Below are 25,931 nucleotides of genomic sequence, written 5' to 3' on the forward strand. Positions count from 1 at the left end.
CCCTATGCGATTCAAGCGCAATAAAAACCGGTTTGGGGCGCCCCGGCGGGGCATGGTCAACACGTTAAGGCCTGCCGGTCAGCCCCACAAAGGGGTTTACCTGTTGCCGAACCTGTTCACCACGGCTGCACTGTTTTGTGGGTTTTACGGCATTGTGCAGGCCATGGGACAGCAGTTCACCACGGCGGCAGTGGCCATTTTTGCGGCCATGGTGCTGGACAGCCTGGACGGTCGCGTAGCCCGCATGACGAACACCCAAAGTGCTTTTGGCGCCGAATATGACAGTCTGGCCGACATGGTCAGCTTCGGCGCAGCCCCGGCATTGATTGTGTATGAATGGGCTTTGCATGGCATGGGTAAACTGGGCTGGGTTGCTGCTTTTGTGTATGTGGCCGGTGCTGCGTTGCGTTTGGCCCGATTCAACACGAATGCCGCCAAAGTGGACAAGGCCTGGTTTCAGGGCTTGCCCAGTCCGGCAGCCGCGGCCCTAGTCACCGGTTTTGTTTGGGTAATGGACGATGTCAAAATGGCAGGTGCCGAGCTGGACTGGTTGGCTTGGACCATCACCTTTTACGCGGGCGTCACCATGGTGTCGTCGGTGCCGTTTTTCAGTGGCAAAGATTTCCACTTCCGAAAAAGCGTCCCGTTTTTGGTGTTGGCACTGATTCCGCTGGCCTTTGCCTTGGCCTCGCAAGACCCACCCAAGGTACTGTTTGGCGTGTTTGTGTTGTATGGCCTGTCCGGCTATGTGGTGTACCTGGTACGGCGTTTGAAGGGGCTGGGGTTGAAAGGCCTGGACATTGAGGAAGACAAGCACTTTTAAGCTCAATTTGGTTTCTGACATTGCTGGTTCTTTGCGGTGCATCGAATGAGCCACTGGGCGTACACCTCGCCCTTGGCGACGGCCAATCTGTTGCTCAAAACCTGGGCCTCGCGATCGCTGAGGTCGACCCTCCAAAAGACATGGTCGGGAATCGACCTCTGGGCCAGCTCGCTGAGCTTGGCCCACCGCGCCTGCTCGTCACGGTTTTGCAGATTGTCCTGACTGTCGCTGCAGGGGAGGTGAACCGCGCAGGCCTCCGCCTGCACCGAGCCCTAGCAATGCCGGTATGCCCGGCGCCGAACAGTCAGCCCCCCGATTGGCTTGACCCGTACAGCATTCGAATACACGGACCGAGATGTTTGAGCCACGCAGTGGCGAGTTATCGGTCCGGTTCGAAGGCGCGGGGCAACCTTTACCTTCGGGGGCGTTCGGCATGGGCGACCGGTGTTGCTGAAGGGGAGGCCAGCAGGGCAACCTTTTCCTCCGGGGAGCGCTCGGCACGGGCACCGGCGTTGCTGAGGGGGACCAATAACCCGCGCGGGCTCCCGATGTTGCGACGAGCCACCATAGTGCAACGCCAAGTAAGCAAACTTCGTGATTTCCCGTAATTCCTCTTTTTCACCACAAAAAAACACCCGAACCCAAAAAGAGGTTTAGGGGTGTTTCTCTAATCTGATATTCTCTCAAATACTCTGAAAACATCAGCAATGGTGTTTTTTGCTATCCAAACCCGGGCAGGAGCCCAAGGAATGGACGGGGAGTGCGGTGTATGAACCCACGTGTGTAGGGATTCGGTCCGAACAGCGGTCGCTGCGGTCGAGTCCGAACCCCACATCTTGAACGAGAAACTCGGAGAAAGGTGAAGCGCAAATGATGCGACAATCTAGACAAAATTCGTACCTGTTCGGCGGCAATGCGCCCTATGTCGAAGAGATGTACGAGGCCTACCTGGACAACCCTGGGTCGGTATCTGAAAAATGGCGCGCATATTTTGACCAGCTGCAGATGGTCCCGTCGTCTCATGGCGATGTCAACGAGCGGGATGTGGCTCACGCCCCCGTCATTGAGTCCTTTGCGCAACGGGCCAAAAAAGGCTTCATCCAGCCTCAAATCCAGTCCGCTGACCTTGAAGTTGCCAAAAAGCAGGTGCATGTTCAGTCCATTGTGGCTGCGTACCGCTTCCTCGGTTCCCGGTTTGCCGATCTTGATCCGCTCAAGCGTCAAGAGCGCCCCAACATCCCCGAGCTAGACCCCGCATTTTATGGCCTCACCGAGGCCGACATGGACATCACCTTCTCGGCGTCGAACACCTATTTTGGCCAAGACCAGATGACGCTGCGGGACATCGTGAAGTCCCTGCGCGACACGTACTGCCGATCCATTGGCATCGAATACATGCACATCAGCGACCCGGCCCAGAAGCGCTGGTTGCAGGAGCGCATGGAATCCACCCGGGGCACGGCGCAGTTGACTGCCGATGAGAAGCTGCGCATTCTGGAGCGCTTGACGGCCGCTGAAGGCCTTGAGCGCTATTTGCACACACGCTATGTGGGTCAAAAGCGTTTTTCACTGGAGGGCGGCGAGTCCTTCATCGCTTCGCTGGACGAAGTGATTCAGCGGGCCGGCAAAAACGGTGTTCAGGAAACGGTGATCGGCATGGCCCACCGCGGCCGACTGAACGTGCTGGTCAACATTTTGGGCAAAGCGCCAGGCCAGCTGTTCGAAGAATTTGAAGGCAAGCATGCGGACGATTTGCCTGCTGGTGACGTGAAGTATCACCAAGGCTTTTCCTCGGACGTGGTCACGCCAGGTGGCCCCATGCACTTGTCCCTGGCGTTTAACCCGTCTCACCTCGAAATCGTCAACCCGGTGGTTGAAGGTTCCGTGAAGGCGCGTCAGGAGCGTCGCGGCGACAAAGACGGCAAGCAAGTGCTGCCAGTGCTGGTGCACGGTGATGCTGCGTTTGCCGGCCAAGGTGTGGTGATGGAAACCCTGAACCTGGTTCACACCCGTGGTTATGGCACGGGTGGTACCGTGCATGTGGTGATCAACAACCAGATCGGTTTTACAACGTCTGACCCCCGCGACAGCCGCTCGACGTTGTACTGCTCCGACGTGGTCAAGATGATTGAAGCGCCGGTGTTCCACGTCAATGGTGACGATCCTGAAGCGGTCATTTTCGTGACCCAGTTGGCGCTGGATTTCCGGATGCAGTTCCAGCAAGACGTGGTAATCGACATCGTCTGCTTCCGCAAATTGGGCCACAACGAGCAGGACACCCCAGCCGTTACCCAACCACTGATGTACAAGAAAATCGGCCAGCACCCAGGCACGCGCGCACTGTACGCAGAGCGTTTGGTCATGCAGAAGGTGTTGTCGGCCGACGATGTGGAAAAAATGATTTCCGACTTCCGTGCTGCCATGGACGAAGGCAAGCACAGCCGTCGTGACCCGGTGCTGACCAATTACAAGAGCAAGTTTGCCGTGGATTGGTCTCCGTTCCTGGGCAAGAAGTGGACCGATGCTGCCGACACATCAGTGCCACTGGCAGAATTGCGTCGCTTGTCTGAGCGCATCACCACCATACCCGACACATTTAAGCTGCACCCCTTGGTTCAAAAGGTGGTGACAGACCGGGCAACCATGGGTCGAGGTGAAGCGCCCTTGGACTGGGGCATGGGCGAGCACCTGGCATTTGCCTCACTGGTGTCGTCTGGCTACGCCGTTCGCATCACTGGTCAGGATTGTGGTCGTGGCACGTTCACGCACCGCCATGCGGTGTTGCACCACCAGGGCCGTGAAAAGTGGAATGAAGGTACCTATGTACCGCTGGAAAATATTTCAGAAGGTCAGGCGCCATTCACGGTGATTGACTCTGTGCTGTCTGAAGAGGCGGTACTGGGCTTTGAGTACGGTTACTCCACCGCAGAACCCAATACGCTGGTGATTTGGGAAGCCCAGTTTGGCGACTTTGCCAACGGTGCACAAGTGGTGATTGACCAGTTCATTTCCAGCGGCGAAGTGAAATGGGGCCGTGCTTCCGGTTTGACCATGATGTTGCCGCATGGCTATGAAGGTCAGGGCCCTGAGCACTCATCAGCCCGCATTGAGCGTTACTTGCAGTTGTGTGCCGAGAACAACATGCAGGTGTGCCAGCCAACCACCCCGGCACAGATATTCCACCTGTTGCGCCGCCAGATGATCCGCTTGTTCCGCAAGCCGCTCATCATCTTCACACCGAAGTCGCTGCTGCGCCACAAGGAAGCCATTTCCACGCTGCAGGATTTGTCCAAAGGACATTTCCACACAGTGATTGGTGACCAAGGTGACCTGGATGCGGCCAAAGTGAAGCGCGCTGTGCTGTGTTCTGGCCGGGTGTATTACGACCTGGTGTCCAACCGCCGTGAGCGCAACCTTAAGGATGTCGCCATTGTCCGCATCGAGCAGTTGTACCCGTTCCCGCACAAGTCGTTGGCTGCGGAACTTCGCAAATACCCCAACCTTAACGAGGTGGTGTGGTGTCAGGACGAACCGCAGAACCAGGGCCCTTGGTTCCAGATCCAGCACAACATCATGGAAAACCTGGAAGAAGGTCAGCGCTTGGGCTATGCCGGACGCCCAGCATCGGCTTCTCCTGCCGTGGGCTATTACGCCAAGCACAATGAGCAGCAAAAGGCCTTGATTGACGCGGCCTTTGGCAAGCTCAAGGGCTTTGTAATGACGAAGTAACGAACTTTTCGTGTGGCGAGATGGAGGGGATGCAGGAGCAGCCCCTCCCGTGAACAAAGAATTTACAAGGAAACTATTCCATGGCAATCGTAGATGTGGTGGTCCCACAACTGTCCGAATCTGTTGCTGAAGCAACCCTGTTGAACTGGTACAAAAAGCCAGGCGACGCTGTCAAGCGTGATGAAAACCTGATCGACATTGAAACCGACAAAGTGGTGCTGGAAGTGCCCGCACCATCGGCCGGTGTGATTGTTGAAATTTTGTGCGCCGATGGCGCCACGGTGGTGGCTGGCCAATTGTTGGCCAAGATCGACACAGAGGCTGTGGCTGGTGCCTCTGCACCCGCGCCTGCAGCGGCCACAGCCGCTGCGCCTGCTGCAGCACCGGCTGCTGCACCCGCAGCCGTGGCAACATCGGGCGCTGTGGCCATGCCGTCTGCCGCAAAAATGATGGCGGAAAACAATCTGTCGTCCAGCAATGTGGCAGGCACCGGCAAAGATGGTCGAATCACCAAGGGCGATGTCATCGCCGCAGTGAACGCCCCCGTGAGTGCACCCAAGCCAGCTGCTGCCCCCGCGGCTGCCCCTGCTGCTGCCAAGGCAGTCAGCTTGCTGCCAGAAGTGTCTGCACCGCTGGACCCCTCGACGTTGATTGAAGGTCGCCCGGAACAGCGGGTACCGATGAGCCGTCTGCGTGCCCGTGTGGCCGAGCGTCTTGTTCAGTCACAGCAGACCAACGCCATCCTGACCACGTTCAACGAAGTGAACATGAAGCCAGTGATGGACCTGCGCGCCAAGTACAAAGACAAGTTCGAGAAAGAGCACGGCGCCAAACTGGGCTTCATGGGCTTTTTCGTGAAAGCGGCTGTGGCTGCGCTCAAGAAATACCCTGTGCTGAATGCGTCGGTGGATGGCAACGACATTGTTTACCACGGCTACTTCGACATCGGTATTGCGGTCGGTTCGCCCCGCGGTTTGGTGGTGCCGATTTTGCGCAACGCCGACCAAATGAGCATTGCAGACATCGAAATGAAAATCGCCGAGTTTGGCCAAAAAGCCAAGGACGGCAAGCTGAGCCTGGATGAGCTCACGGGCGGTACGTTCTCGATTTCCAATGGTGGTGTGTTCGGCTCCATGTTGTCCACACCCATCATCAACCCGCCGCAGTCTGCCATTTTGGGCATTCACGCCACGAAAGACCGCGCCGTGGTTGAAAACGGCGAGATCGTGATTCGTCCAATGAACTACCTGGCCATGAGCTACGACCACCGAATCATCGATGGCCGCGAAGCTGTGTTGGGCCTGGTGGCCATGAAAGAAGCACTGGAAGATCCAGCCCGCTTGCTGCTGGACCTGTAAGGAGCACCGCACATGAGTACGCAATACGATGTATTGGTGATCGGTGCGGGCCCTGGCGGCTACATTGCCGCCATCCGTGCTGGTCAGTTGGGTTTGAAAGTGGCGTGTGTGGAAGGCAATGCCTACGACGACCCCAAGGGTGAACCACGCCTGGGCGGAACGTGCCTGAATGTTGGCTGCATTCCATCCAAGGCACTGCTGGCTTCTTCCGAAGAGTTCGAGAAGATTGCACACCATGCCGAGGACCATGGCATCACGGTGACTGGCGCCAAAATGGATGTCGCCAAAATGGTCAAGCGCAAGGATGACATCGTCGCCAAAATGACGGGTGGCATTCAGTACCTGTTCAAGAAAAACAAGGTGACCCAGCTCAAGGGTTGGGCCAGTTTTTCTGGCAAGGTGGATGGTGGATTTGAAGTGCTGGTGAAAGGTGCCGCCGGTGAAGAGAAGGTCACCGCCAAGCAAGTGATCATTGCAACAGGTTCCAAAGCCCGTCATTTGCCGGGAATCCCGGTTGATAACGTGACGGTGTGCGACAACGAAGGTGCACTGAAATTTGGTGCTGTGCCCAAGAAACTGGGTGTGATTGGCGCCGGTGTGATTGGTTTGGAACTGGGTTCTGTCTGGCGCCGCTTGGGGTCGGAAGTGACTATTCTGGAAGCCATGCCCACTTTCCTGGCTGCAGCCGATGAAGGCGTGGCCAAGGAAATGCACAAAATTTTCACCAAGCAAGGCTTGAACATCAACCTGGGCGTGAAAATTGGTGATGTGAAAGTGACCAAGAAAGGCGTGACTGTCGCCTACACCGATGCAGATGGCAAAGACCAGTCACTCGCTTGCGACAAGCTGATCGTATCAGTGGGCCGAGTGCCCAACACCGATGGCTTGAACCTGGAAGCGGTGGGCTTGAAAACCAATGAGCGCGGCCAAATTGACGTGGACGCACATTGCCAAACCCTGGTCAGTGGTGTGTACGCCATTGGCGACGTGATTCGCGGTGCCATGCTGGCCCACAAAGCCGAGGAAGAGGGCGTGATGGTTGCTGAAATTCTGGCTGGACAGGCGGGGCATTGCAACTATGACACCGTGCCTTGGGTGATTTACACCAGCCCTGAAGTGGCCTGGGTTGGCAAGACTGAACAGCAATTGAAAGCGGAAGGCCGAGCCTACAAGCCCGGTCAGTTCCCGTTTGTGGCCAATGGTCGGGCATTGGGGCAGGGCGACTCCCAGGGCTTTGTTAAAGTGCTGGCCGACGCTGTCACTGACGAGGTGTTGGGTGTGCACATCATTAACAGCCATGCATCAGACTTGATTGCAGAAGCTGTGATGGCGATGGAGTTCAAGGCTGCTTCGGAAGACATTGGCCGTATTTGCCACGCACACCCCAGTTTGTCTGAGGTGGTGAAGGAGGCGGCCTTGGCTTGCGACAAGCGCCAGCTCAACATGTAAGTGCTTCCTGGAGTGCAGGCACTAGATTGAATCGGTCTGGTGGCCTGCACTTTGGCTTACACTCGCAGCACTGTCCAATTTGCGGCTGACGGCGTTCGCCTCAGCCATTTTTGTACCCAATCATTCTGAACGCCGTAAACGTGAACGTCGTCGATTATTACACGCAAACCCTGGCCGAGCGCGGCTATCAGCCTGATGCTGCACAGCGCAAGGCGGTGGACCGCATGCAGGTGTTTTACGACGAGTTTGTCGAATACAAAAAAGCGCGCAGCAGCGTCATCAAAAAGTTTCTGAATCGTCCTGCCGTGCCCAAAGGTCTGTACCTGTGGGGTGGGGTTGGTCGCGGCAAAAGTTTTTTGATGGATTGCTTCTACAACTGCGTGACTGTGCAACGCAAAACCCGGTTGCACTTTCATGAGTTCATGCGGGGCGTGCATGCTGAGCTGGATGAACTCAAGGGCGTGCAAGATCCATTGCTGGAAGTGGCCTCTCGAATCGCCAAACGCTATCGTCTTATTTGTTTTGACGAGTTCCACGTGTCGGACATCGCAGATGCGATGATTCTGTATCGCCTGCTGGATGCCCTGTTTGCCAATGGCGTTACTTTTTTGATGACCTCCAATTACAAACCCGATGATCTGTATCCAAACGGTTTGCATAGGGACCGAATCATGCCAGCCATTGATTTGCTCAACAAACAGCTGGATGTGATCAATGTGGATGTTGGGGTTGATTATCGCCGACGCACGCTGGAACAGCTCAATGTGTATTTGATGCCCTTGAATGATTCGACCGACGGCCAGTTGAAGGAGGCATTCGAGCGATTGGCTGAGGTGGCCGATGAAAACCCGGTGCTTGAAATTGAGGCCCGTAAAATTCGTGCAGTGCGCCGTGCAGGTTCCGTGATTTGGTTCGACTTTCCGACACTGTGTGGCGGACCACGTTCACAAAATGATTATCTGGAAATTGCCAGTCAGTTCCAAACCGTGATCCTCAGTGGTGTTCCCAAAATGGGTGCAGGCATGGCCTCAGAAGCCCGCCGCTTCACCTGGTTGATTGACGTGTTTTACGACCACAAGGTGAAACTCATCATGTCGGCTGCGGTAGAGCCCGAAGAGTTGTACACCGAAGGCGCCATGGCAAATGAGTTTTTTCGCACGGTTAGCCGCATTGTCGAAATGCAATCCACTGAATACCTGGATGCCCCCAAGCGCAGCGCCGTCAAACTGTAAGCGCATGTGATGAGCCTGGGCCGGGTTGACGTGCGTAAAGGGCTGATGAAAGCCCTTCACAGATCGTTTAAATCACCATGCCGTTCAAGGCAGTGCTGAGCTCTCGAACATATTGATCCATTTGAGCTTGATTCAGAGGCTCAAACCGTGGATGTTGAAGAGATGCTTCGTCAATATAGGGGCTGATGGTCCGGGCCAACTGAGCCAGTGACCTAGCGGTTTGCGGGCCCAGATGGCCAAGTTGAAGGGGCGTTGATGAGGCGTCCATGTTCTTGCTCAGGTTGTCCAGCTTCCAGGCGATACGATAATTCTCTAGGGCAAATTCAGGATTGTCTGACGCCAACAACGGGCACACTCCAGACTGAGTCACCAGTGCAGATGCCAAGTTGGATGCCGTCTGTGATGGGGCTCGTGAGGTGATTTGCCCGGCGTGATTCCACTGTGGTGGACTGTCGCTGGAGCGCAGCGACTCGCTGAGTAGACTGCGTGGGGTTTTCAGTGGGGAATACGACTGGGTGATCCATGAACTGCCTTGCATGTTGAGCAACTCCTTGAGTGGTAGAGGTTGCTCGAACAGCAATTTTTATTCCTGAAACCAAGGCAGAACGGAATACCGCCGTGCACCGCCTTGGTGACTCGATGGCCCCATGCCCAAACCGCCATGGCACAGCGCTTGTCGCGCTTTATTGATTGCGCTTTGCTTTCGCAAAAGCTGCAGCAAATGCGTTGTTGGATGGAGCAGGGGTTGAGGTTGAGTTTGCACGACGAATATCCCGCTGATTTCCACCTGCTCGGTTGGTCTGAACCTGCGCTCCCGTGCTTTTGACTGGGTCGTCACTCAAGCGCATGGTCAGCGAAATCCGTTTGCGTGGAATGTCCACTTCCAGCACTTTGACCTTCACCACTTGGCCTGCTTTCACCACGCTGTGCGGGTCTTTCACAAAGGTGTTTGACAGCGCAGACACGTGCACCAAGCCGTCTTGGTGAACACCGATGTCCACAAAAGCACCAAAGTTGGCCACGTTGGTCACCACACCTTCCAGCAACATGCCAGGTTTCAGGTCGGCCATGCTGTGTACGTTGTCATCAAACTTGGCGGTCTTGAACGACGGGCGTGGGTCACGACCAGGCTTGTCCAACTCAACCAAAATATCCTCCACGGTGGGCAAGCCGAAACGCTCATCCACAAATTCAGTCGCTTTGAGTGTTTTCAAAACTTCCTTATTGCCCACCAGGCTACCGACTGGTTTCCCGGCTTTCCTGGCCATTTTTTCGACAACAATGTAGGCTTCGGGGTGCACGGCAGAGGCATCCAAGGGGTTGTCAGCACCGTGAATGCGCAAAAAGCCCGCGGCCTGTTCAAAGGTTTTGTCACCCAGGCGTGGTACTTTTTTCAGGTCATCACGGCTTTTGAACTGACCGTGGCTATTTCGGAAACTCACCAGTGCCTTGGCCACCGATGCGTTCAAACCCGACACGCGGGCCAGCAGGCTTTCGGAGGCGGTGTTGACTTCAACGCCGACTGCGTTCACGCAGTCTTCAACCACCGCTTCCAAACGTCCGCTCAGTTGACGTTGGTCGACATCGTGCTGGTATTGACCGACACCAATCGATTTGGGGTCGATTTTGACCAGTTCTGCCAGTGGGTCTTGTAAGCGCCGTGCAATCGACACCGCACCACGCAAACTGACATCCAATTCGGGCAACTCGGCGGAGGCCAGTGCAGAGGCACTGTACACCGAGGCGCCCGCTTCACTCACCATCACCTTGGTGGCTTTCAATTCTTTGTGTCGGGCCAGCAGGTCGCTGGCGAGTTGATCGGTTTCTCGGCTGGCAGTGCCGTTGCCAATTGCAATCAATTCCACGTGGTGCTTCATGCACAAGGCGGCCAGCACGGCGATGGACTCGTCCCATTGGCGACGCGGCTCGTGTGGGAACACGGTGGTGGTGTCGACCACTTGCCCTGTTGCATCCACCACGGCCACTTTCACCCCCGTGCGAATGCCGGGGTCCAAGCCCATCGTGGCTTTGGCACCAGCTGGCGCAGCCAGCAGAAGGTCTTTCAAATTTTTACCAAACACACCAATGGCATCCGCTTGTGCAGCATCGCGCAGGTTGGCGATCACCTCACTTTCCAGTGTGCTGGCCAATTTGATTCGCCAAGTCCAGCGACAGACTTCGCTCAGGAACTTGCCTCGGGGCGATTCGTCGCGCGTGACTTTGTGAAGGTTGGCGATTTCGGTCTCGAACGGGTGGGCTGCGCGTGGGTTTTCGTTCTCCCACACTTCGGGCAAGTCCACTTTGAGTGTGAGGAAGCCTTGTTCGCGCCCGCGCAGCATGGCCAGCATGCGGTGGGAGGCCACTTGTTTCAGGGGTTCCTGGTGCTCAAAGTAATCCTGAAATTTGATCGCCTCGCTGGCTTTCTCGGCAACCACCGCAGCGCGAATGGCCCCTTCGGTGGTGAGGCGGCTGCGCAGTCGCGCCAGCAAATCCGCATTTTCCGAAAACTGTTCGGCCAGAATGTCTTTGGCGCCATCCAGCGCGGCTTTCACATCGTTGATTTGATGCTCTGCATTCAAATAGTCGGCCGCCAACGCCTCTGGTGTGCAGTCTTGCTGGGCCAAAATTGCGTCGGCCAGGGGTTGAAGGCCTGCTTCCCGGGCAATTTGTGCACGGGTGCGGCGCTTCGGTTTGTATGGCAGGTAAAGGTCTTCGAGGGTTTGTTTGTTGCTGGCTGCTTCTACAGCTGCTTTCAACTCGGGGGTGAGCTTGCCTTGGCTGCCGATGCTGTCCAGAATCACCGCGCGGCGCTCTTCCAGTTCCCGCAAATACACCAGCCGTTCCTGAAGGTCGCGCAGAACGGCGTCGTCCAGGCCGCCCGTAGCTTCCTTTCTATAGCGGGCGATGAAGGGCACCGTGGCACCTTCGTCGAGCAGTTGGACAGCGGCTTGAATTTGTTGGGCTGCGCAGCCCAATTCTTGGGCCAACTGCGCGATAATCCGATTTTGAACAGTCGTCATGTGAGGGTTTGAATGGTTTTCAGAAACAGGCAGGGCATTGTGCCACAGCTTCATCCCATGAAAACCACCCCCTTGCGAGGCCGCACAGCAGTGCTGTGGGGTACCTGTGTTCTGGCCATTTCCGGTTGCGCGGGGGTTCAGTTGCAATCGCCCTATCCAGAGCCGCCAGCAACGGTGGAGCAAGCCAAAGCCTACATGGCCTCGCGTGACCAGGCACTGGCCAACCTGGATTACGAAATCAATCAGAAAACCCGTGCCTGTTACGACCGTTTTTTTGTGTCCGACTGCTTGGACAAAGTGCGAATTGAAGGTGCCAAATTGAGGCGGGCCCATTTGGAAACACAGGGGCAGGCTGGTGACATGATTCGATTGGATGACTACGCCAAACGCCGATCCGGAAAAGAATAAAGGTCATTCCGCCGTTCTTGCGTGATTGGCGGCCATTCCTTCGAGTGAAACCAATCGCGAGTGTTTCCCATTGTTTCCTGGGGTCGGCTACAATACCGGTTGACCCATTAAAAAGCCCCCAGCCATGGTCCAAACCATTGATGCAGACACCATTCAGCGCCGTATTGTGGAGTTGCAGGTGGAGCATCGTGATCTGGACCAGATTATTGACATGTTGATGGCTCAGCCAGGGTTTGATCAGTTGCAAATTCGACGGCTGAAAAAGCGGAAACTGCAAATCAAGGATGCCATCACCTTGCTGCAAATCCAGCTCGAGCCCGATATTCCTGCTTGACTGCCACCAGCGGTTTTGCCACACCCCATCGCCACCATTTGAATGTTTGATTTCTCCTCCGATGTGCTCGCTGCATTTTCTTCAACGGGTGCGTTGGCCAAACGTCTGCCAGGTTTCTCAGCCCGACAGGCCCAGTTGGAAATGGCACAGGCTGTTTCGCAAGTGATTCAAACCCCGGGCGCCTTGGTGGTGGAGGCGGGCACTGGCACGGGTAAAACATTTGCCTATCTGGTCCCGGCCTTGTTGTCGGGCAAGCGGGTGTTGCTTTCAACCGCAACAAAAACCCTGCAGGACCAGTTGTTTACCAAGGACCTTCCTTTGGTTCGAGAAGCCCTCGGTGTGCCGGTCAACATTGCGCTGCTGAAAGGCCGCCAAAATTATGTGTGTCATTTCCACCTCGACCGCGCCTTGCGGGAGGCACGCCTGCCATCGCCGCGCGAGGTCGACCATCTGCAGAAGGTGAAGGTGTTTTTGGGTAGAACCCAGTCCGGCGACAAAGCCGATTGTAACGGGGTGCCGGAAGACTCGCCCGTGTGGTCTTGGGTCACCTCCAACAAAGACAATTGTTTGGGCAGCGAATGCCCGAATGCCTCTGAGTGTTTCGTGAACAAGGCTCGACGCGAGGCGTTGGACGCGGAAGTGGTGGTGGTCAATCACCACCTGTTTTTGGCAGACCTTGCATTGCGCGAGGGTGGTGTGGCCGAGCTGCTGCCGGCCAGCGATGTGGTGGTGTTTGATGAAGCGCACCAACTCCCGGACATTGCCACGAATTTGCTGGGCCAAGCGATTTCGACCACACAATGCCTGGAATTTTTGCGGGATGTGTTGATTGAGGGTCGTAGCTCCAGTGCCGATGCGGGGGACTGGGATGCCGTGCTTCGCCCTTTGGAAACTCAACTGAAGGAAATCCGTCGCTTGGTGGGCGTCGAAATTGACTCAGCGCGATACACGCGTGCCCAGTTCATGGCACTGCCCAAAGTGGCTGCGGTGTGTGATCAATTTGCGCAAGGTCTGGAGGCTTTGGTGGAAATGATCAGCCCGCTGTCACCCCGGTCCGAAGCATGGGTGAAACTGATGAGCCGTGCCAGCGACCTCTGTTTGCGTTGGCAAAACTGGTTTTCCGCCTCGTCCAGTGCCCAGTCTGAGGAATCGGTGAAGTGGGTCAGCATCAGCCACCATGCCGTTCAGTTTTGTGATTCGCCGCTGGATGTGTCCAATGCCTTTGCCAAACTGTATGCAGAGCAGCAAAAAAGCTGGATTTTCACCAGTGCCACCCTCAGCGTGAAAGACAGTCTGCAGCATTTCAATTTGCAGGTGGGCCTGGACGATTGCGCAGAATTGCTGCTGCCCAGCCCTTTTGATTATGAATCGCAGGCTTTGCTCTGCGTTCCCGAAAACTTGCCATTCCCCAATGAAGCCCAGTTCAGTCAAAAGTTGGTGAACAGCTTGTGGCCCTTGCTGAAAGCCAGCGATGGCGGTGTGTTTTTTCTGTGCACCAGCCACCGTGCGGTTAAATTGGTGGGTGAAACGCTGCGCCAGCGAATTGAGGAACAATCGCTGCCGTGGACGCTGATGGTGCAAGGCGAGGCCTCCCGGGGTGAGTTGCTGGAACAGTTTCGTCAGCAGGAAAAACCGGTGCTGGTGGGTGCAGCCAGTTTTTGGGAAGGCGTGGACATTCGCGGCGAGGGCCTGCGTTTGGTCGTCATCGACAAGCTGCCGTTTGCGCCGCCCGACGACCCGGTTTTTCAAGCCAAAAGTGAGCTGATTGAAAATCGTGGTGGCAATGCCTTTCAGGAACTGTCGGTGCCCGACGCCGCCATTGCGCTGAAACAGGGCGCTGGTCGCCTCATTCGTGATGAGCAGGACTGGGGGGTCTTGGTGATTGGTGATCGCCGCCTGGTTGAAAAGGGCTATGGAAAAATGTTGTGGCGCAGTTTGCCGCCGTTTCGGCGCACCCGCGATTTGGCCACTGCGGTCGACTTTATGCGCCAAAAACGACAAGGCCAGTGACACGCACTGGCCTTGTTTTGCTGGATTGGCTGACCCATTAAACGAAGTCGCTTAATTTTTCCAGACTTGCCACCATTTTGCATCGCCCGTGTTTTTTGGGTCGGGGAGTTCCTGTTTCCAGTAAGGGCTGTCTTTGAAGTTCAGGTCAATCACACGTTTGGTGTCTTCGGCCAACTTGGTCATGCCCAATTTTTCATAGCAGCGCAGGCTGATGAACAGCGCTTCCTCAATTGAAGGCGTTTGCTCAAATCGCTTGATCACTTCTTGTGCACGGTTGACGGCAGCCAGATACGCGCCGCGCTTGTAGTAGTAGCGCGCCACGTGCAATTCGTTTTGTGCCAGTGAATTCACCAGGTATTGAAGACGGGCACGGCTGTCATCGTAATACTTGCTGTCCGGAAAGCGCGTGACGACTTCCTTGAACGCATCGAAGGCAGCACGTGTGCCTTTGGGGTCGCGGGCGCTTTGGTCTTCGCCCGACAGCAGTGTGAAAATGCCTTTGTCTTCGTTAAAGCTGATCAAACCCCGAAGGTAATACACGTAGTCCAGGTTTTGGTGGTTGGGGTACAGCTTGATGAACCGGTCTGTGGCTGCAAGCGCCTGCGCATTGTCGCCGCTTTTGTAATAGGCAAAAGCGGTGTCAATTTGCGCTTGCTGGGCATAACGGCCATAGGGATAGCGCGATTCCAGTTTTTCAAGCAACTGGATAGCCCGTTCGTAATTTGCGGCATCCATTTCTGCCTTGGCTTCTTCATACAGCCGGGCCGGGCTCCAACCTTCCGTTTCGTCGATTGGTTTGCCTGTACCGCAAGCAGCCAACATGAAAATCAGGGCAGGAATGAGGAATACCTGAGATAATGTGCGCAGCCAAGAGGCGCGCGGGGCTTGTCTGGAAATATTCATAGAGTGTGCAAACCCGAGTGTCCTGTTCAGTCGCAACGATTTTGCATTATATCGGGCAAAGCCCGGCCTCGCCCTGGTGGCGCAGCATTTGATTGATTCCATTCCGCACCATGCCTTCCCAAAACACCACATTGCACGATCCAACCCCATCGACAGACCCGCTGACGGCGCAGGTTCCACTCCATTTGGGCGGGAACCGCTTGGACAAGGTGATTGCCGAACTGTTCCCGCAGTATTCCCGTTCACGATTGCAAACCTGGATGAAACAGGGGCGGGTGTTGGTCAACGACCTGCCGGTGCAGAAAAGCAATCAAAAAGTACAGGGCAAAGACGTGATTGCTTTAAGCCCGGGTGTACTGGAGCACATGCAAACGTTGGTTCCTGAGGACTTGGGTCTGGACATCGTCGGTCAAAGTGCCGAGTACACCGTGGTCAACAAGCAGGCAGGCTTGGTGGTGCACCCTGCACCAGGCCACTGGACAGGCACCCTGATGAACGGCCTGTATTTCTTGGATCCTGGCTTAATTTCAGTCCCCAGGGCGGGCATTGTTCACCGGCTGGATGCCGACACCACGGGGTTGATGGTGGTGGCCCGCACCTCGGAAACCCAGGTCAAGCTGGTGCAAATGCTGCAATCCCGGATCGTCAAACGGGTTTATCTGGCCTTGGTCTGGGGTCGCATCAGTCAGCCTGTGACGGTGAACAAACCCTTGGGGCGGGACCCACGCAACCGCCTGCGCATGGCTGTGGTCGACCACGGCAAACCGGCAGTGACCCACTTCATGCCGGTTGCGCACGGAGAATTGCTTGAAGTGCCCGTCACGTTGATGGTGTGCCGCTTGGAGACAGGCCGTACCCACCAGATTCGCGTGCACGCCCAACATGCGGGTTTTGCCTTGGTGGCCGACCCGGTTTATAAAATTCGCGGTGCGGGCAACCACTCCACGCTTCGAATGTCGGACATTCCCCTGCCCGATGGCAGCACTTTCAAGCGGCAGGCTTTGCATGCAACACACCTGAGTTTTCCCGATCCAGCCGAGTTTGAGGCCCGAGAACCCGGCACGCCAGTTGAAGACTGGGAAGAGGCGCTCGATGCCCATGAGTGGCCCGAGTTTGTGGCCAAAGCCCCGGCGGATTTGAAAGCCTTGGGGGACATGGCTGGTATTGATTTCCATTCGGAGGCCGTTCACCAAGCCATTCTGGAACAGGCCCACCAGCACAAGGCGTCCGTCCTGGTGCGCTTTGAGCACGAGCTGGACGCCGAGGACGACGAGGAAGACGACGACGGCGACTACGACGTGGAAGTGGTGGAGGAGGTGTAATGTCGCTGCCCAGCGCGCTGCTGTTAAAGCCCACCTTGCCACCCGCCTGGCATGGCGTGCAGGTGTGGGTCACCACCAGCGGCTTGCTGAAGCCGCTGGAACTGCAGTCCGCGGATTTTCAGGCCTTGGTTGACCCCCTGTTTGGTTTTAACCTCGGCGACCATGTCGGTGATGATCCCCAAGCGGTGGCCGTTCGCCGATTCGCACTGGAGCAGTTCTTGGGCGCCCGCATCCAGTGGTTGAAACAAGTGCATGGTTGCGATGTGCTGCAGGTTGATTCCAATCCGTTGACGGGCACTCCACCGGCGGATGCTGCAATCACCGACCACACCGATGTGACGCTGGCCATCATGACGGCCGACTGTTTGCCCGCAGTGTTTGCAGCCTTTGACCACCAAGGTCAGCTTCAAGCGGTGGGTGCTGCCCATGCGGGTTGGCGCGGCTTGCATGCAGGGGTATTGGAGGCCTGTGCTGTTGGCGTCGCTCGTCTTGCCGGGGTGCCGCTCACGCAGGTTCAGTGTGTGCTGGGGCCTGCCATTGGCCCGCAGTCCTTTGAGGTTGGCGCGGAGGTGCGGCAGGCCTTTGTCGAGCGGTCCGCTGCCTTGGCTGAATGTTTCAAACCCACTGCACATGCCCACAAATGGTTGGGCGATTTGTACACCTTGGCCACACGATTGTTGGCTGACGAAGGGGTTACTGTGGTCGCATCAGTGGGTGGCGACACCTTCACGGATTTGAACTGGTTTTCTCATCGGCGGGGGCAGCAGCAGGGGGTTCCGGCTGGGCGTCAGGCGATGTTGATTCGTCGGCTTCCATCGCCTTCCGTTTAGCGCGTCGTGATTTGGTGCCCAGCAAATACATCAGCACCGAGCACGGAAACAAGCCGTAAAACACAAAAGTGGCAATGCCTGCCGCAATATTGGTTTCGGTGGCGGCCATCAAAGTCACCACATACATCCATCCAATCGCAACGATGTACATCCTCGGGTCCTGCTGTGCGTTGTCACTGGCTTGGATCTTGCCACGATTCAGGCCGTATAAAACATTTGACAAGTAAAATGGTGCGGTGCACAATGAATGAAAATAGAGTAAACACTCAAATAAGTTCAAGTGAGCTTAATTAAAGCCTCAGTCAACAGCACATGGGGCAGCAACCGCGGGCGTGGCTCGCAGGTTCCAAAAAGGAGAGGAAGGTGAACAAATCATCCACAGACTTCGCCGAGGTCTTGGGGCAGTTATTTCCCGCTGCTGAGCAGTTTCAACAGCAGGTGCAGTCGCAGGTCCAGGACGCATTCAAATCGCTGGGTTCCGGCTTTCCGGGCATGCCTGCCATGCCAACATTCCAAGGCATGCCGTCTTTCCTGTCCATGCCTGGCATTAACCCGATGACTTTGGCCGCCATACAACCGTTTATGCAGACGGTGATGCAGTCCTGCCAACAGGCGTTGTCGCAAATTCCGGTGCATTCGCTGGGGCAGGTGCAATCAGAATATGCAGCCGAATTTGCCTCACTAATGGCCTCTGCGTTTGCGGGGTTGCCGAACATGGAATCCTCAACGGCCAAACCCGCTGCACTGGACGCCTGGCTGGCCGGTGATAAACGGTTTGCAGCACCGGATTGGCACGATCATGGTGTGTACGAGCTCACCGCAGCGCTGTATTCCCTCAATGCCAAATACACCAAGAAACTGGTTGAACTGGTGCCCGATGACAACATTGAAAAGCGACGCGTGGGGTACGCCATTGAGCAATTGGTGGATGCGCTAAGTCCGTCCAACTTTTTTGTGACCAATCCCGAGGCCCAGAAGAAGCTACTGGAAACCAAAGGCGAAAGCCTCCGGCAAGCACTCGAAAACCTGATTCAAGATTTGCAGAAAGGTCGCATTTCCCAAACCGACGAGTCGGCTTTTGAGGTTGGCAAGAATGTGGCCACAACGCCGGGCTCGGTCATTTTTGAGAATGCCTACTTTCAATTGATTCAGTACCAGGCCACCACCGAGAAGGTGGGCAAGGTTCCCATGCTGTTTGTGCCACCGTGTATTAACAAGTTTTATATTCTTGATCTTCAGCCTGACAATTCCCTGGTGAATTACGTGGTGGGACAGGGCCACACCTTGTACCTGGTGTCCTGGAAAAACCCGACTGAAGAGAACCAGCATTTCTCTTGGGATGGTTATGTGGAAGACGGCGTGATCACCGCCATTCACTTGGTTCAACAGCTTTCCAAGCAGCCCAAAATCAACGTGCTGGGCTTTTGCGTGGGTGGTACCTTGTTGGGCACTGCATTGTCGACACTGGCCCAGCGCGGTGAAGATTGCATCAACAGCGTCACCTTCCTGACCACGCTGCTGGACTTCTCTGACACGGGCGCCTTGGGTGTGTTCGTGAGCGAAGAACAGGTCAAGGCCCGCGAGGACAGCATCGGAAAAGGCGGTTTGATGTCGGGCAAAGACTTGTCCAGCGCGTTTTCAAGCCTGCGACCCAACGACCTCATCTGGAACTACGTGGTCAACAATTACTTGAAGGGCGAAAAGCCCCCGGCTTTCGATCTGTTGTACTGGAACAGCGACAGCACCAACCTGGCTGGCCCCATGTTTTGCTGGTACCTGCGCAACACCTACCTGGAAAACAGGTTGAGCCAGGCCGGTGAGGCCGTGGTGTGCGGCGAGCCTGTGGACCTGGGTTTGATTGATGCACCAGTCTACATTCTGGCCACCCGTGAAGACCACATTGTTCCGTGGACCAGTGCGTACGCCACCAGCCAGTTGGTGTCGGGCGATGTTCGGTTCGTGCTGGGTGCCAGTGGACACATTGCGGGTGTGATCAACCCCGCCTCGAAGAACAAACGCAATTTCTGGGTATGCGACGGTGATTTGCCTGAAAGCCCCGATGACTGGTTTGAAAAGGCCGAGGCCGTTCCGGGTAGCTGGTGGAACGACTGGTCTGCTTGGCTGGAACCCCTGAAAGATGGCGAAGTGAAGGCACCGGCAAAGCTGGGCAGTGCCAAATTCAAGCCTATTGAACCTGCGCCCGGCCGCTATGTGAAGCAGCGGGTGTAATCCACACTTTGAATAGAAACACGCAAGGAGATTGAACATGACGGATGTGGTGATTGTTGCAGCGGCCCGCACGGCCATCGGCAAATTTGGTGGCACATTGGCCAAAATTTCTGCCCCTGATTTGGGCGCCCATGTCATCCGGGGTTTGTTGGAAAAAACCGGTGTGAAGGGTGAGCAGATTTCAGAAGTTATTTTGGGTCAAGTGTTGACGGCGGGTTCTGGACAAAACCCGGCCCGGCAAAGTGTGATCAAGGCTGGTTTGCCTGCCGCTGTGCCGGCACTCACCATCAACAAGGTGTGTGGGTCCGGTTTGAAGGCTGTGATGCTGGGCGCACAAGCCATTGCCTGCGGCGATGCCGACATCGTGATTGCGGGCGGTCAGGAAAACATGAGTGCTGCGCCCCACGTGATGTTGGGTAGTCGTGATGGTTTTCGCATGGGCGACGCCAAATTGGTGGATTCGATGATCGTGGATGGACTGTGGGACGTCTACAACCAATACCACATGGGCATTACTGCTGAAAACGTGGCCGAAAAGTTTGGCATTTCCCGTTCAGTGCAGGACGAATTCGCCGTGGCTTCGCAAAACAAGGCGGAGGCTGCCATCAAGGCGGGGCGATTCAAGGACGAAATTCTGCCCTTGAGCATTCCTCAGAAAAAAGGCGATCCGCTGGTGTTTGACACCGACGAGTTTCCGCGCCTGGGTGCCACGCTGGATCAAATGGCCGCGCTCAAGCCAGCCTTCAAGAAAGATGGCTCTGTGACAGCGGCCAATGCCTCCGGCATTAACGATGGTGCCGCTGCCGTCATGTTGATGAGCGCAGCCAAGGCCAAGGAATTGGGCTTGCCGGTGTTGGCCAAAATTCAGGCCTATGCCAGTGCAGGTCTGGACCCCACCATCATGGGCATGGGGCCTGTGCCTGCCTCCAAACGCTGCCTGGAAAAAGCGGGTTGGAGTGCCGCCGAACTGGACTTGATGGAAATCAATGAAGCGTTTGCAGCACAGGCGTGTGCGGTGAACAAAGAGATGGGTTGGGACACCAGCAAAATCAACGTGAATGGCGGTGCGATTGCGTTGGGCCATCCAATTGGTGCGTCGGGCTGCCGAGTGCTGGTCAGCCTCATCCATGAAATGGTGAAGCGCGACGCGAAGAAGGGTTTGGCGTCACTGTGCATTGGTGGCGGCATGGGCGTGGCACTGGCCGTGTCACGCTAATCAGCAGTACACAACAAAGACATTGAATACATAAAAAACAAGGATGGATGTGAATATGAGTAATCAAAAAGTAGCGTACGTAACCGGCGGCATGGGTGGCATTGGCACCGCCATTTGCAAAACCCTGTGCCAGGCTGGCTTCAAGGTGGTGGCCGGTTGCGGCCCCAATTCCCCGCGCAAAGACAAGTGGCTGGGCGAAATGCGCAGCGCCGGCTTCGAGGTGTGGGCGAGCGAAGGCAACGTGGCCGACTGGGACAGCACCGTGGAGGCATTCGAAAAGGTGCGCGCTGAGCACGGCACCGTGAGTGTGCTGGTCAACAACGCAGGTATTACGCGCGATGGCACCTTCGTCAAAATGAGCCGGGACGATTGGTCTGCAGTGATCGACACCAACCTGAATTCGCTGTTCAACGTGACCAAGCAAGTGATTGGCGGCATGGTTGAGCAGGGCTGGGGCCGCATCATCAACATTTCTTCCGTCAATGGCCAGAAGGGTCAGTTTGGCCAAACCAACTATTCCACTGCCAAGGCAGGCCTGCGTGGCTTTACCATGGCGTTGGCACAGGAAGTTGCCGCCAAAGGCGTGACGGTGAACACAGTGTCGCCCGGCTACATTGGTACGGACATGGTTCGCGCCATTCGCCCCGATGTGCTGGAAAAGATTGTGGGCACCATTCCTGTGAAGCGTTTGGGCACGCCCGAGGAAATTGCTTCGATCGTAGCCTGGCTGGCATCGGATGATTCCGGTTTTTCCACCGGGGCAGACTTTTCCCTGAATGGCGGCCTGCACATGGGTTAAAACCCGGTTCAAGCCCTCAAAAAGGCGGTATGATGTTGCACTGCACGTGCCTCGCGCGTGCAGTGCTTTGTTTTTTGCAAGTGTTTGTTTGCATACAGAATAAAACCGTTGTCTCTCGCAGTGCAGCGGCAAATAACACCAAGGAAGAGAAGAGGCATGGCTGAGACAACACGACTGATTAAAAAGTACCCCAATCGCCGTTTGTATGACACACAAACCAGCAGCTACATCACGCTGGGCGATGTGAAGCAACTGGTGTTGGCCAACGAAGGTTTTCAGGTGTTGGACGCCAAAAGTGGCGAGGACTTAACACGCAGCATTTTGCTCCAGATTATTCTGGAAGAAGAAACTGCGGGAGCACCCATTTTTACGTCGGCCATGCTGGCCCAGATCATCCGCTTTTATGGCAATGCCATGCAAAGCATCATGGGCACCTTTTTGGAAAAAAACCTGCAAGCATTCATTGATATTCAGAACAGCTTTCAGGACCAGGGCAAATCCGTGACCGATGGCAGCCAATTCGCCAACCCCGAGTTGTGGGCCCAGTTCATGAGTGTGCAAACGCCTGTCATCCAGTCGATGATGAGCAACTACATTGATCAAAGCAAAAACATGTTTGTGCAGATGCAGGACCAGTTTCAAAACCAGACCCGCAGCCTGTTCAGCAATTTTGGATTTCCCAACCCGGTTGACCTGACCGGGGCCGCGCGACCCAAGCCCGACCCCACCAAAAAGTAAGTATCGACATGCAAGAAAAAGCCAATTCCGCCAAGCGCCCACCGAGTGTGGGCTTTGTTTCATTGGGTTGCCCCAAGGCGCTCGTCGATTCAGAGCGTATCCTGACCCAATTGAAGGTGGAAGGTTATGAGGTTGCACCCACCTATGAAGGTGCCGACCTGATTGTGGTCAACACCTGCGGTTTTATCGACAGTGCGGTTCAGGAAAGTCTGGATGCCATCGGTGAAGCCATTCATGCCAATGGCAAAGTGATCGTCACCGGTTGCCTGGGTGCAAAGAATGGTGATGAAGGCAAAAACCTGATCACCTCCTTGCATCCCAAGGTGTTGGCGGTGACTGGGCCCCACGCCACTGAAGAAGTGATGCAGGCGGTGCACACCCATTTGCCCAAGCCACACGACCCCTTCATTGACTTGGTGCCCGACCACGGCGTGAAGCTGACCCCCAAGCATTACGCGTATTTGAAGATTTCCGAGGGTTGTAATCACCGGTGCACCTTCTGCATCATTCCCGACATGCGGGGCGACCTGGTGTCGCGCCCCATTGGCGACGTGTTGCGCGAGGCCGAAAGCCTCAAGAAAAGCGGTGTGAAGGAACTGCTGGTGGTCAGCCAGGACACCTCAGCTTATGGTGTCGACATCAAATACCGCACCGACTTTGTTAATGGTCGTCCGGTGAAAACCCAGTTCCAGCAATTGGCCGAAGAGCTCGGTCAACTGGGCATTTGGGTGCGCATGCACTATGTGTACCCATACCCCCACGTGGACCGGGTAGTGCCCCTTATGGCCGAGGGCAAGATTCTGCCGTATCTCGACATTCCGTTTCAGCATTCACACCCCGATGTGTTGAAGCGCATGAAGCGCCCCGCCAGTGGTGAACGCAACATTGAACGCATTCGCGCATGGCGTGCAGCGTGCCCCGACATCACCTTGCGGAGCACCTTCATCACCGGTTTTCCGGGTGAAACCGAAGCGGAGTTTGAACACCTGCTGGAATTTATTGAAGAAGCACAGCTGGACCGTGTGGGCGTGTTTGCCTATTCTCCCGTGGAAGGTGCCAAAGCCAATGACCTTCCCAATCCGGTTCTAGAAGCCGTGAAGGAAGAGCGACGAGCCCGCTTGATGGCACTGCAGGAAAAAATTTCCCTGGCCCGCAATGAAGCCAAAATTGGCAAAACTTTGCAAGTCATTGTGGACGAAACTGATGATGAAGGCATTGTGGCCCGCAGTGCGGCCGATGCCCCGGAAATTGATGGCAATGTGTTTGTACCCATGCCCGAAAACCCAGCATTGCGACCCAAGGTGGGTGACTTCATCTCGGTTGAAATCGACGACTGCGATGAGCACGACCTGTGGGGCAACCTGGCCGTGCGTTGAACGGCAGTTTATACATTCAGAAACAACCAACCAATCCATGGGCTCACCGGTTGAGCCTGTTATGAGACCAGCCGAACCCATTCGGCGATAGACGGAGAAAGCAAGATGACACGTGAAGTAGTCGTAGTGGCCGGTGTGCGCACCGCTGTGGGCGATTTTGGCGGCAGCCTGAAGGACTTTTCCCCCACCCAGATGGGTGCCATGGTGGTGAAAGAAGTGGTGGCCCGCGCGGGTGTGCCAGCCGACCAGGTGGGCCATGTGGTGTTTGGCCATGTGGTCAATTCCGAACCACGTGACATGTACCTGGCCCGTGTGGCAGCCATTGAGGGTGGTTTGGACAAAACCACCCCAGCGCTGACTCTGAACCGCTTGTGCGGTTCAGGCTTGCAAGCCATTGTGACCGCCGCGCAAAGCATCATGCTGGGCGACGCCGATGTGGCCATTGGTGGCGGTGCTGAAAGCATGAGCCGCGCACCTTACATTTTGCCCGCCGCCCGTTGGGGTGCCCGCATGGGCGACATGAAGGGCATCGACATGATGGTGGGTGCTTTGCATGACCCATTCCATGTGATTCACATGGGTGTGACGGCCGAAAATGTGGCCAAAGAATTTGGCATTTCCCGTGAAGAGCAGGATGCCTTGGCTGTGCTGAGCCACCAGCGCGCAGCCAATGCGATTGCCAATGGTTACTTCAAGGAACAGATTCTGCCAGTTGAAATCAAGAGCAAAAAAGGCCCTGTGCTGTTTGACACGGACGAGCATGTTCGTGGTGATGCCACAATGGAAGGCATGGCCAAATTGCGCGCCGTGTTCCAGAAAGACGGCACCGTCACTGCTGGCAATGCCTCTGGTCTGAATGATGGCGCAGGCGCTGTGCTGTTGATGGAGCGTGGTGCTGCCGAAAAAGCGGGCAAAAAGCCCATGGCCCGTTTGGTGAGCTACGCCAACACCGGTGTTGAGCCCACCATCATGGGCATTGGCCCTGTGTCCGCCACCAAAAAGGCACTGGCCAAAGCGGGTCTTTCCATGGCAGACATCGATGTGGTCGAAGCCAACGAAGCATTTGCCGCACAGGCCTGTGCAGTGACCAAGGAACTGGGTATGGATCCTGCCAAGGTGAACCCCAACGGTTCAGGCATTTCCATCGGCCACCCCATCGGTGCCACGGGTGCGATCATCACGGTGAAGGCCCTGTATGAATTGCAGCGCATCGGTGGTCGCTATGCGCTGGTGACCATGTGTATTGGTGGCGGTCAGGGCATTGCCGCCATCTTTGAACGCATCTAAGCCAGCGACCCAGTCATCCACTGGCACACGGTGTCCAGCCCGCCGACATTGATGCAGAAATCGGTCTGCGCTTGTACGGCGGGTTTGGCCCGAAATGCCACGCTGGCACCCGCCACACCCATCATTTTCAGATCGTTGGCTCCGTCGCCCATGGCAATGGCTTGCTCAGCAGAGCATCCCAGTTCCTGGCAAACAGTCAGCACAGTTTCCCGTTTGACATCTGCGTCCACAATGGTGCCCAGCACGCGGCCTGTGAGTAAACCATCCACAATTTCCAGCGTGTTCGAGCGCGTGTAGTCCAAGCCCAAACGCGTCTTCATGGCATCGGTGAAGAAGGTGAAGCCCCCGCTGACCAACAGCGTTTTCCACCCATGCTGTTTGGCAAATGCAATCAGTGCCTCCGCGCCGGGTGACAATTGAAGACGCTCATTCAGCACAGCTTGCAGGCTGCTGGCCGGCACGCCTTTCAGCAAAGCCACGCGCCGGTTCAGGCTTTCCGAGAAGTCTTTGATCTCGCCACGCATGGCCGCCTCGGTGATCTCGGACACTTCCTTTTTTTTGCCGGCGTAGTCGGCAATTTCATCAATGCACTCAATCGTAATCAAGGTGCTGTCCATGTCCATGGCCAGCAGTTTGAATTGATCTGCTGTGTGCTTGGGCCCAAGCACTGCAATGTCGCATCGGTGCTGTTTGGCCACGTCCAGAAGCGCACCGCGGTCGGCCTGGAAAGTGTCGGGCAATGCGTGGCGTGACCAACCAGCCCCGGTTTGCGAAGCCAACATACCAGTCGACAGATGAAGTGATTGCAGCACCTGCTGAACCTGCTGATCTGTTAGTCCGGGTGCTGAAATGTGAAGGGCATTCATGG

At 56.0% G+C, this 25,931-nt stretch carries 20 protein-coding genes; 16 read left to right on the forward strand and 4 right to left on the reverse strand.

The annotated features are described in order from the left end of the window. The first annotated feature begins 4 nt into the window (after positions 1-4). From pssA to zapE, 5 genes are all read left to right on the forward strand, one after another. Positions 5-823 carry a CDP-diacylglycerol--serine O-phosphatidyltransferase gene (gene pssA / locus VGE55_RS06950; protein ID WP_414674974.1) on the forward strand — a complete coding sequence of 273 codons (819 nt, stop codon included), beginning with the start codon at positions 5-7 and terminating at the stop codon, positions 821-823. A gap of 870 nt (positions 824-1,693) precedes the next feature. Further along, entirely contained in the window at positions 1,694-4,552 is a 2,859-nt protein-coding gene (locus VGE55_RS06955) for a 2-oxoglutarate dehydrogenase E1 component (RefSeq protein WP_331130988.1), read from the forward strand. Between the two features lie 80 nt (positions 4,553-4,632). Further along, entirely contained in the window at positions 4,633-5,910 is a 1,278-nt protein-coding gene (gene odhB, locus VGE55_RS06960) for a 2-oxoglutarate dehydrogenase complex dihydrolipoyllysine-residue succinyltransferase (RefSeq protein ID WP_331130989.1), read from the forward strand. A 12-nt stretch (positions 5,911-5,922) separates the two neighbouring features. Further along, positions 5,923-7,359 carry a dihydrolipoyl dehydrogenase gene (lpdA, locus tag VGE55_RS06965; protein ID WP_331130990.1) on the forward strand — a complete coding sequence of 479 codons (1,437 nt, stop codon included), beginning with the start codon at positions 5,923-5,925 and terminating at the stop codon, positions 7,357-7,359. A gap of 140 nt (positions 7,360-7,499) precedes the next feature. Beyond that, positions 7,500-8,591 (forward strand): cell division protein ZapE, encoded by a 1,092-nt coding sequence (gene zapE, locus VGE55_RS06970; protein WP_331130991.1) that lies wholly within the window; start codon positions 7,500-7,502, stop codon positions 8,589-8,591. Positions 8,592-8,658: 67 nt separating this feature from the next. Here the strand turns inward: zapE and VGE55_RS06975 are convergent, their stop codons facing one another. Together VGE55_RS06975 and VGE55_RS06980 are read right to left on the reverse strand one after the other, a co-directional pair. Beyond that, positions 8,659-9,129 carry a hypothetical protein gene (locus VGE55_RS06975; protein WP_331130992.1) on the reverse strand — a complete coding sequence of 157 codons (471 nt, stop codon included), beginning with the start codon at positions 9,127-9,129 and terminating at the stop codon, positions 8,659-8,661. A 145-nt stretch (positions 9,130-9,274) separates the two neighbouring features. After that, positions 9,275-11,611 (reverse strand): Tex family protein, encoded by a 2,337-nt coding sequence (locus VGE55_RS06980; RefSeq protein WP_331130993.1) that lies wholly within the window; start codon positions 11,609-11,611, stop codon positions 9,275-9,277. 57 nt (positions 11,612-11,668) lie between these two features. On the opposite strand from VGE55_RS06980, the gene VGE55_RS06985 reads away from it, so the two are divergent. From VGE55_RS06985 to VGE55_RS06995, 3 genes are all read left to right on the forward strand, one after another. Next, positions 11,669-12,019 (forward strand): hypothetical protein, encoded by a 351-nt coding sequence (locus VGE55_RS06985; RefSeq protein ID WP_331130994.1) that lies wholly within the window; start codon positions 11,669-11,671, stop codon positions 12,017-12,019. A 124-nt stretch (positions 12,020-12,143) separates the two neighbouring features. Next, entirely contained in the window at positions 12,144-12,353 is a 210-nt protein-coding gene (locus tag VGE55_RS06990; RefSeq protein WP_331130995.1) for a YdcH family protein, read from the forward strand. Between the two features lie 42 nt (positions 12,354-12,395). Beyond that, entirely contained in the window at positions 12,396-14,363 is a 1,968-nt protein-coding gene (locus VGE55_RS06995) for an ATP-dependent DNA helicase (protein WP_331130996.1), read from the forward strand. Positions 14,364-14,414: 51 nt separating this feature from the next. Here the strand turns inward: VGE55_RS06995 and VGE55_RS07000 are convergent, their stop codons facing one another. Beyond that, a complete protein-coding gene (locus tag VGE55_RS07000; RefSeq protein ID WP_331130997.1) occupies positions 14,415-15,266 on the reverse strand; it encodes an outer membrane protein assembly factor BamD in 852 nt (283 codons plus the stop codon). 110 nt (positions 15,267-15,376) lie between these two features. Between VGE55_RS07000 and VGE55_RS07005 the strand changes: the two genes are divergently transcribed. From VGE55_RS07005 to VGE55_RS07040, 8 genes are all read left to right on the forward strand, one after another. Continuing rightward, positions 15,377-16,588 (forward strand): RluA family pseudouridine synthase, encoded by a 1,212-nt coding sequence (locus VGE55_RS07005; RefSeq protein WP_331130998.1) that lies wholly within the window; start codon positions 15,377-15,379, stop codon positions 16,586-16,588. Further along, positions 16,588-17,418 carry a polyphenol oxidase family protein gene (locus VGE55_RS07010; protein ID WP_331130999.1) on the forward strand — a complete coding sequence of 277 codons (831 nt, stop codon included), beginning with the start codon at positions 16,588-16,590 and terminating at the stop codon, positions 17,416-17,418. Before VGE55_RS07005 ends, VGE55_RS07010 begins: the two co-directional genes overlap by 1 nt. A 363-nt stretch (positions 17,419-17,781) precedes the next feature. Continuing rightward, positions 17,782-19,647, forward strand: coding sequence for a class I poly(R)-hydroxyalkanoic acid synthase (locus VGE55_RS07015; protein ID WP_331131000.1), 1,866 nt, complete (start codon positions 17,782-17,784; stop codon positions 19,645-19,647). A gap of 37 nt (positions 19,648-19,684) precedes the next feature. Further along, a complete protein-coding gene (locus VGE55_RS07020) occupies positions 19,685-20,863 on the forward strand; it encodes an acetyl-CoA C-acetyltransferase (protein ID WP_331131001.1) in 1,179 nt (392 codons plus the stop codon). A 55-nt stretch (positions 20,864-20,918) separates the two neighbouring features. Beyond that, entirely contained in the window at positions 20,919-21,662 is a 744-nt protein-coding gene (phbB, locus tag VGE55_RS07025; protein ID WP_331131002.1) for an acetoacetyl-CoA reductase, read from the forward strand. A 156-nt stretch (positions 21,663-21,818) separates the two neighbouring features. Further along, a complete protein-coding gene (gene phaR, locus VGE55_RS07030; RefSeq protein WP_331131003.1) occupies positions 21,819-22,400 on the forward strand; it encodes a polyhydroxyalkanoate synthesis repressor PhaR in 582 nt (193 codons plus the stop codon). A gap of 8 nt (positions 22,401-22,408) precedes the next feature. Further along, positions 22,409-23,776 (forward strand): 30S ribosomal protein S12 methylthiotransferase RimO, encoded by a 1,368-nt coding sequence (rimO, locus tag VGE55_RS07035; RefSeq protein ID WP_331131004.1) that lies wholly within the window; start codon positions 22,409-22,411, stop codon positions 23,774-23,776. Between the two features lie 105 nt (positions 23,777-23,881). Continuing rightward, the gene (locus VGE55_RS07040) at positions 23,882-25,063 is read left to right on the forward strand and encodes an acetyl-CoA C-acyltransferase family protein (protein ID WP_331131005.1); all 1,182 of its coding nucleotides are present in this window, start codon (positions 23,882-23,884) and stop codon (positions 25,061-25,063) included. Here VGE55_RS07040 and serB read toward each other — a convergent pair. Further along, positions 25,060-25,845, reverse strand: a complete 786-nt coding sequence (gene serB, locus VGE55_RS07045) for a phosphoserine phosphatase SerB (RefSeq protein WP_414674998.1) — start codon at positions 25,843-25,845, stop codon at positions 25,060-25,062. The two genes, VGE55_RS07040 and serB, sit on opposite strands and share 4 nt — an antisense overlap. Between the last annotated feature and the right edge of the window lie 86 nt (positions 25,846-25,931).

This window comes from Limnobacter sp. (assembly GCF_036405155.1).
Lineage (GTDB): Bacteria > Pseudomonadota > Gammaproteobacteria > Burkholderiales > Burkholderiaceae_B > Limnobacter.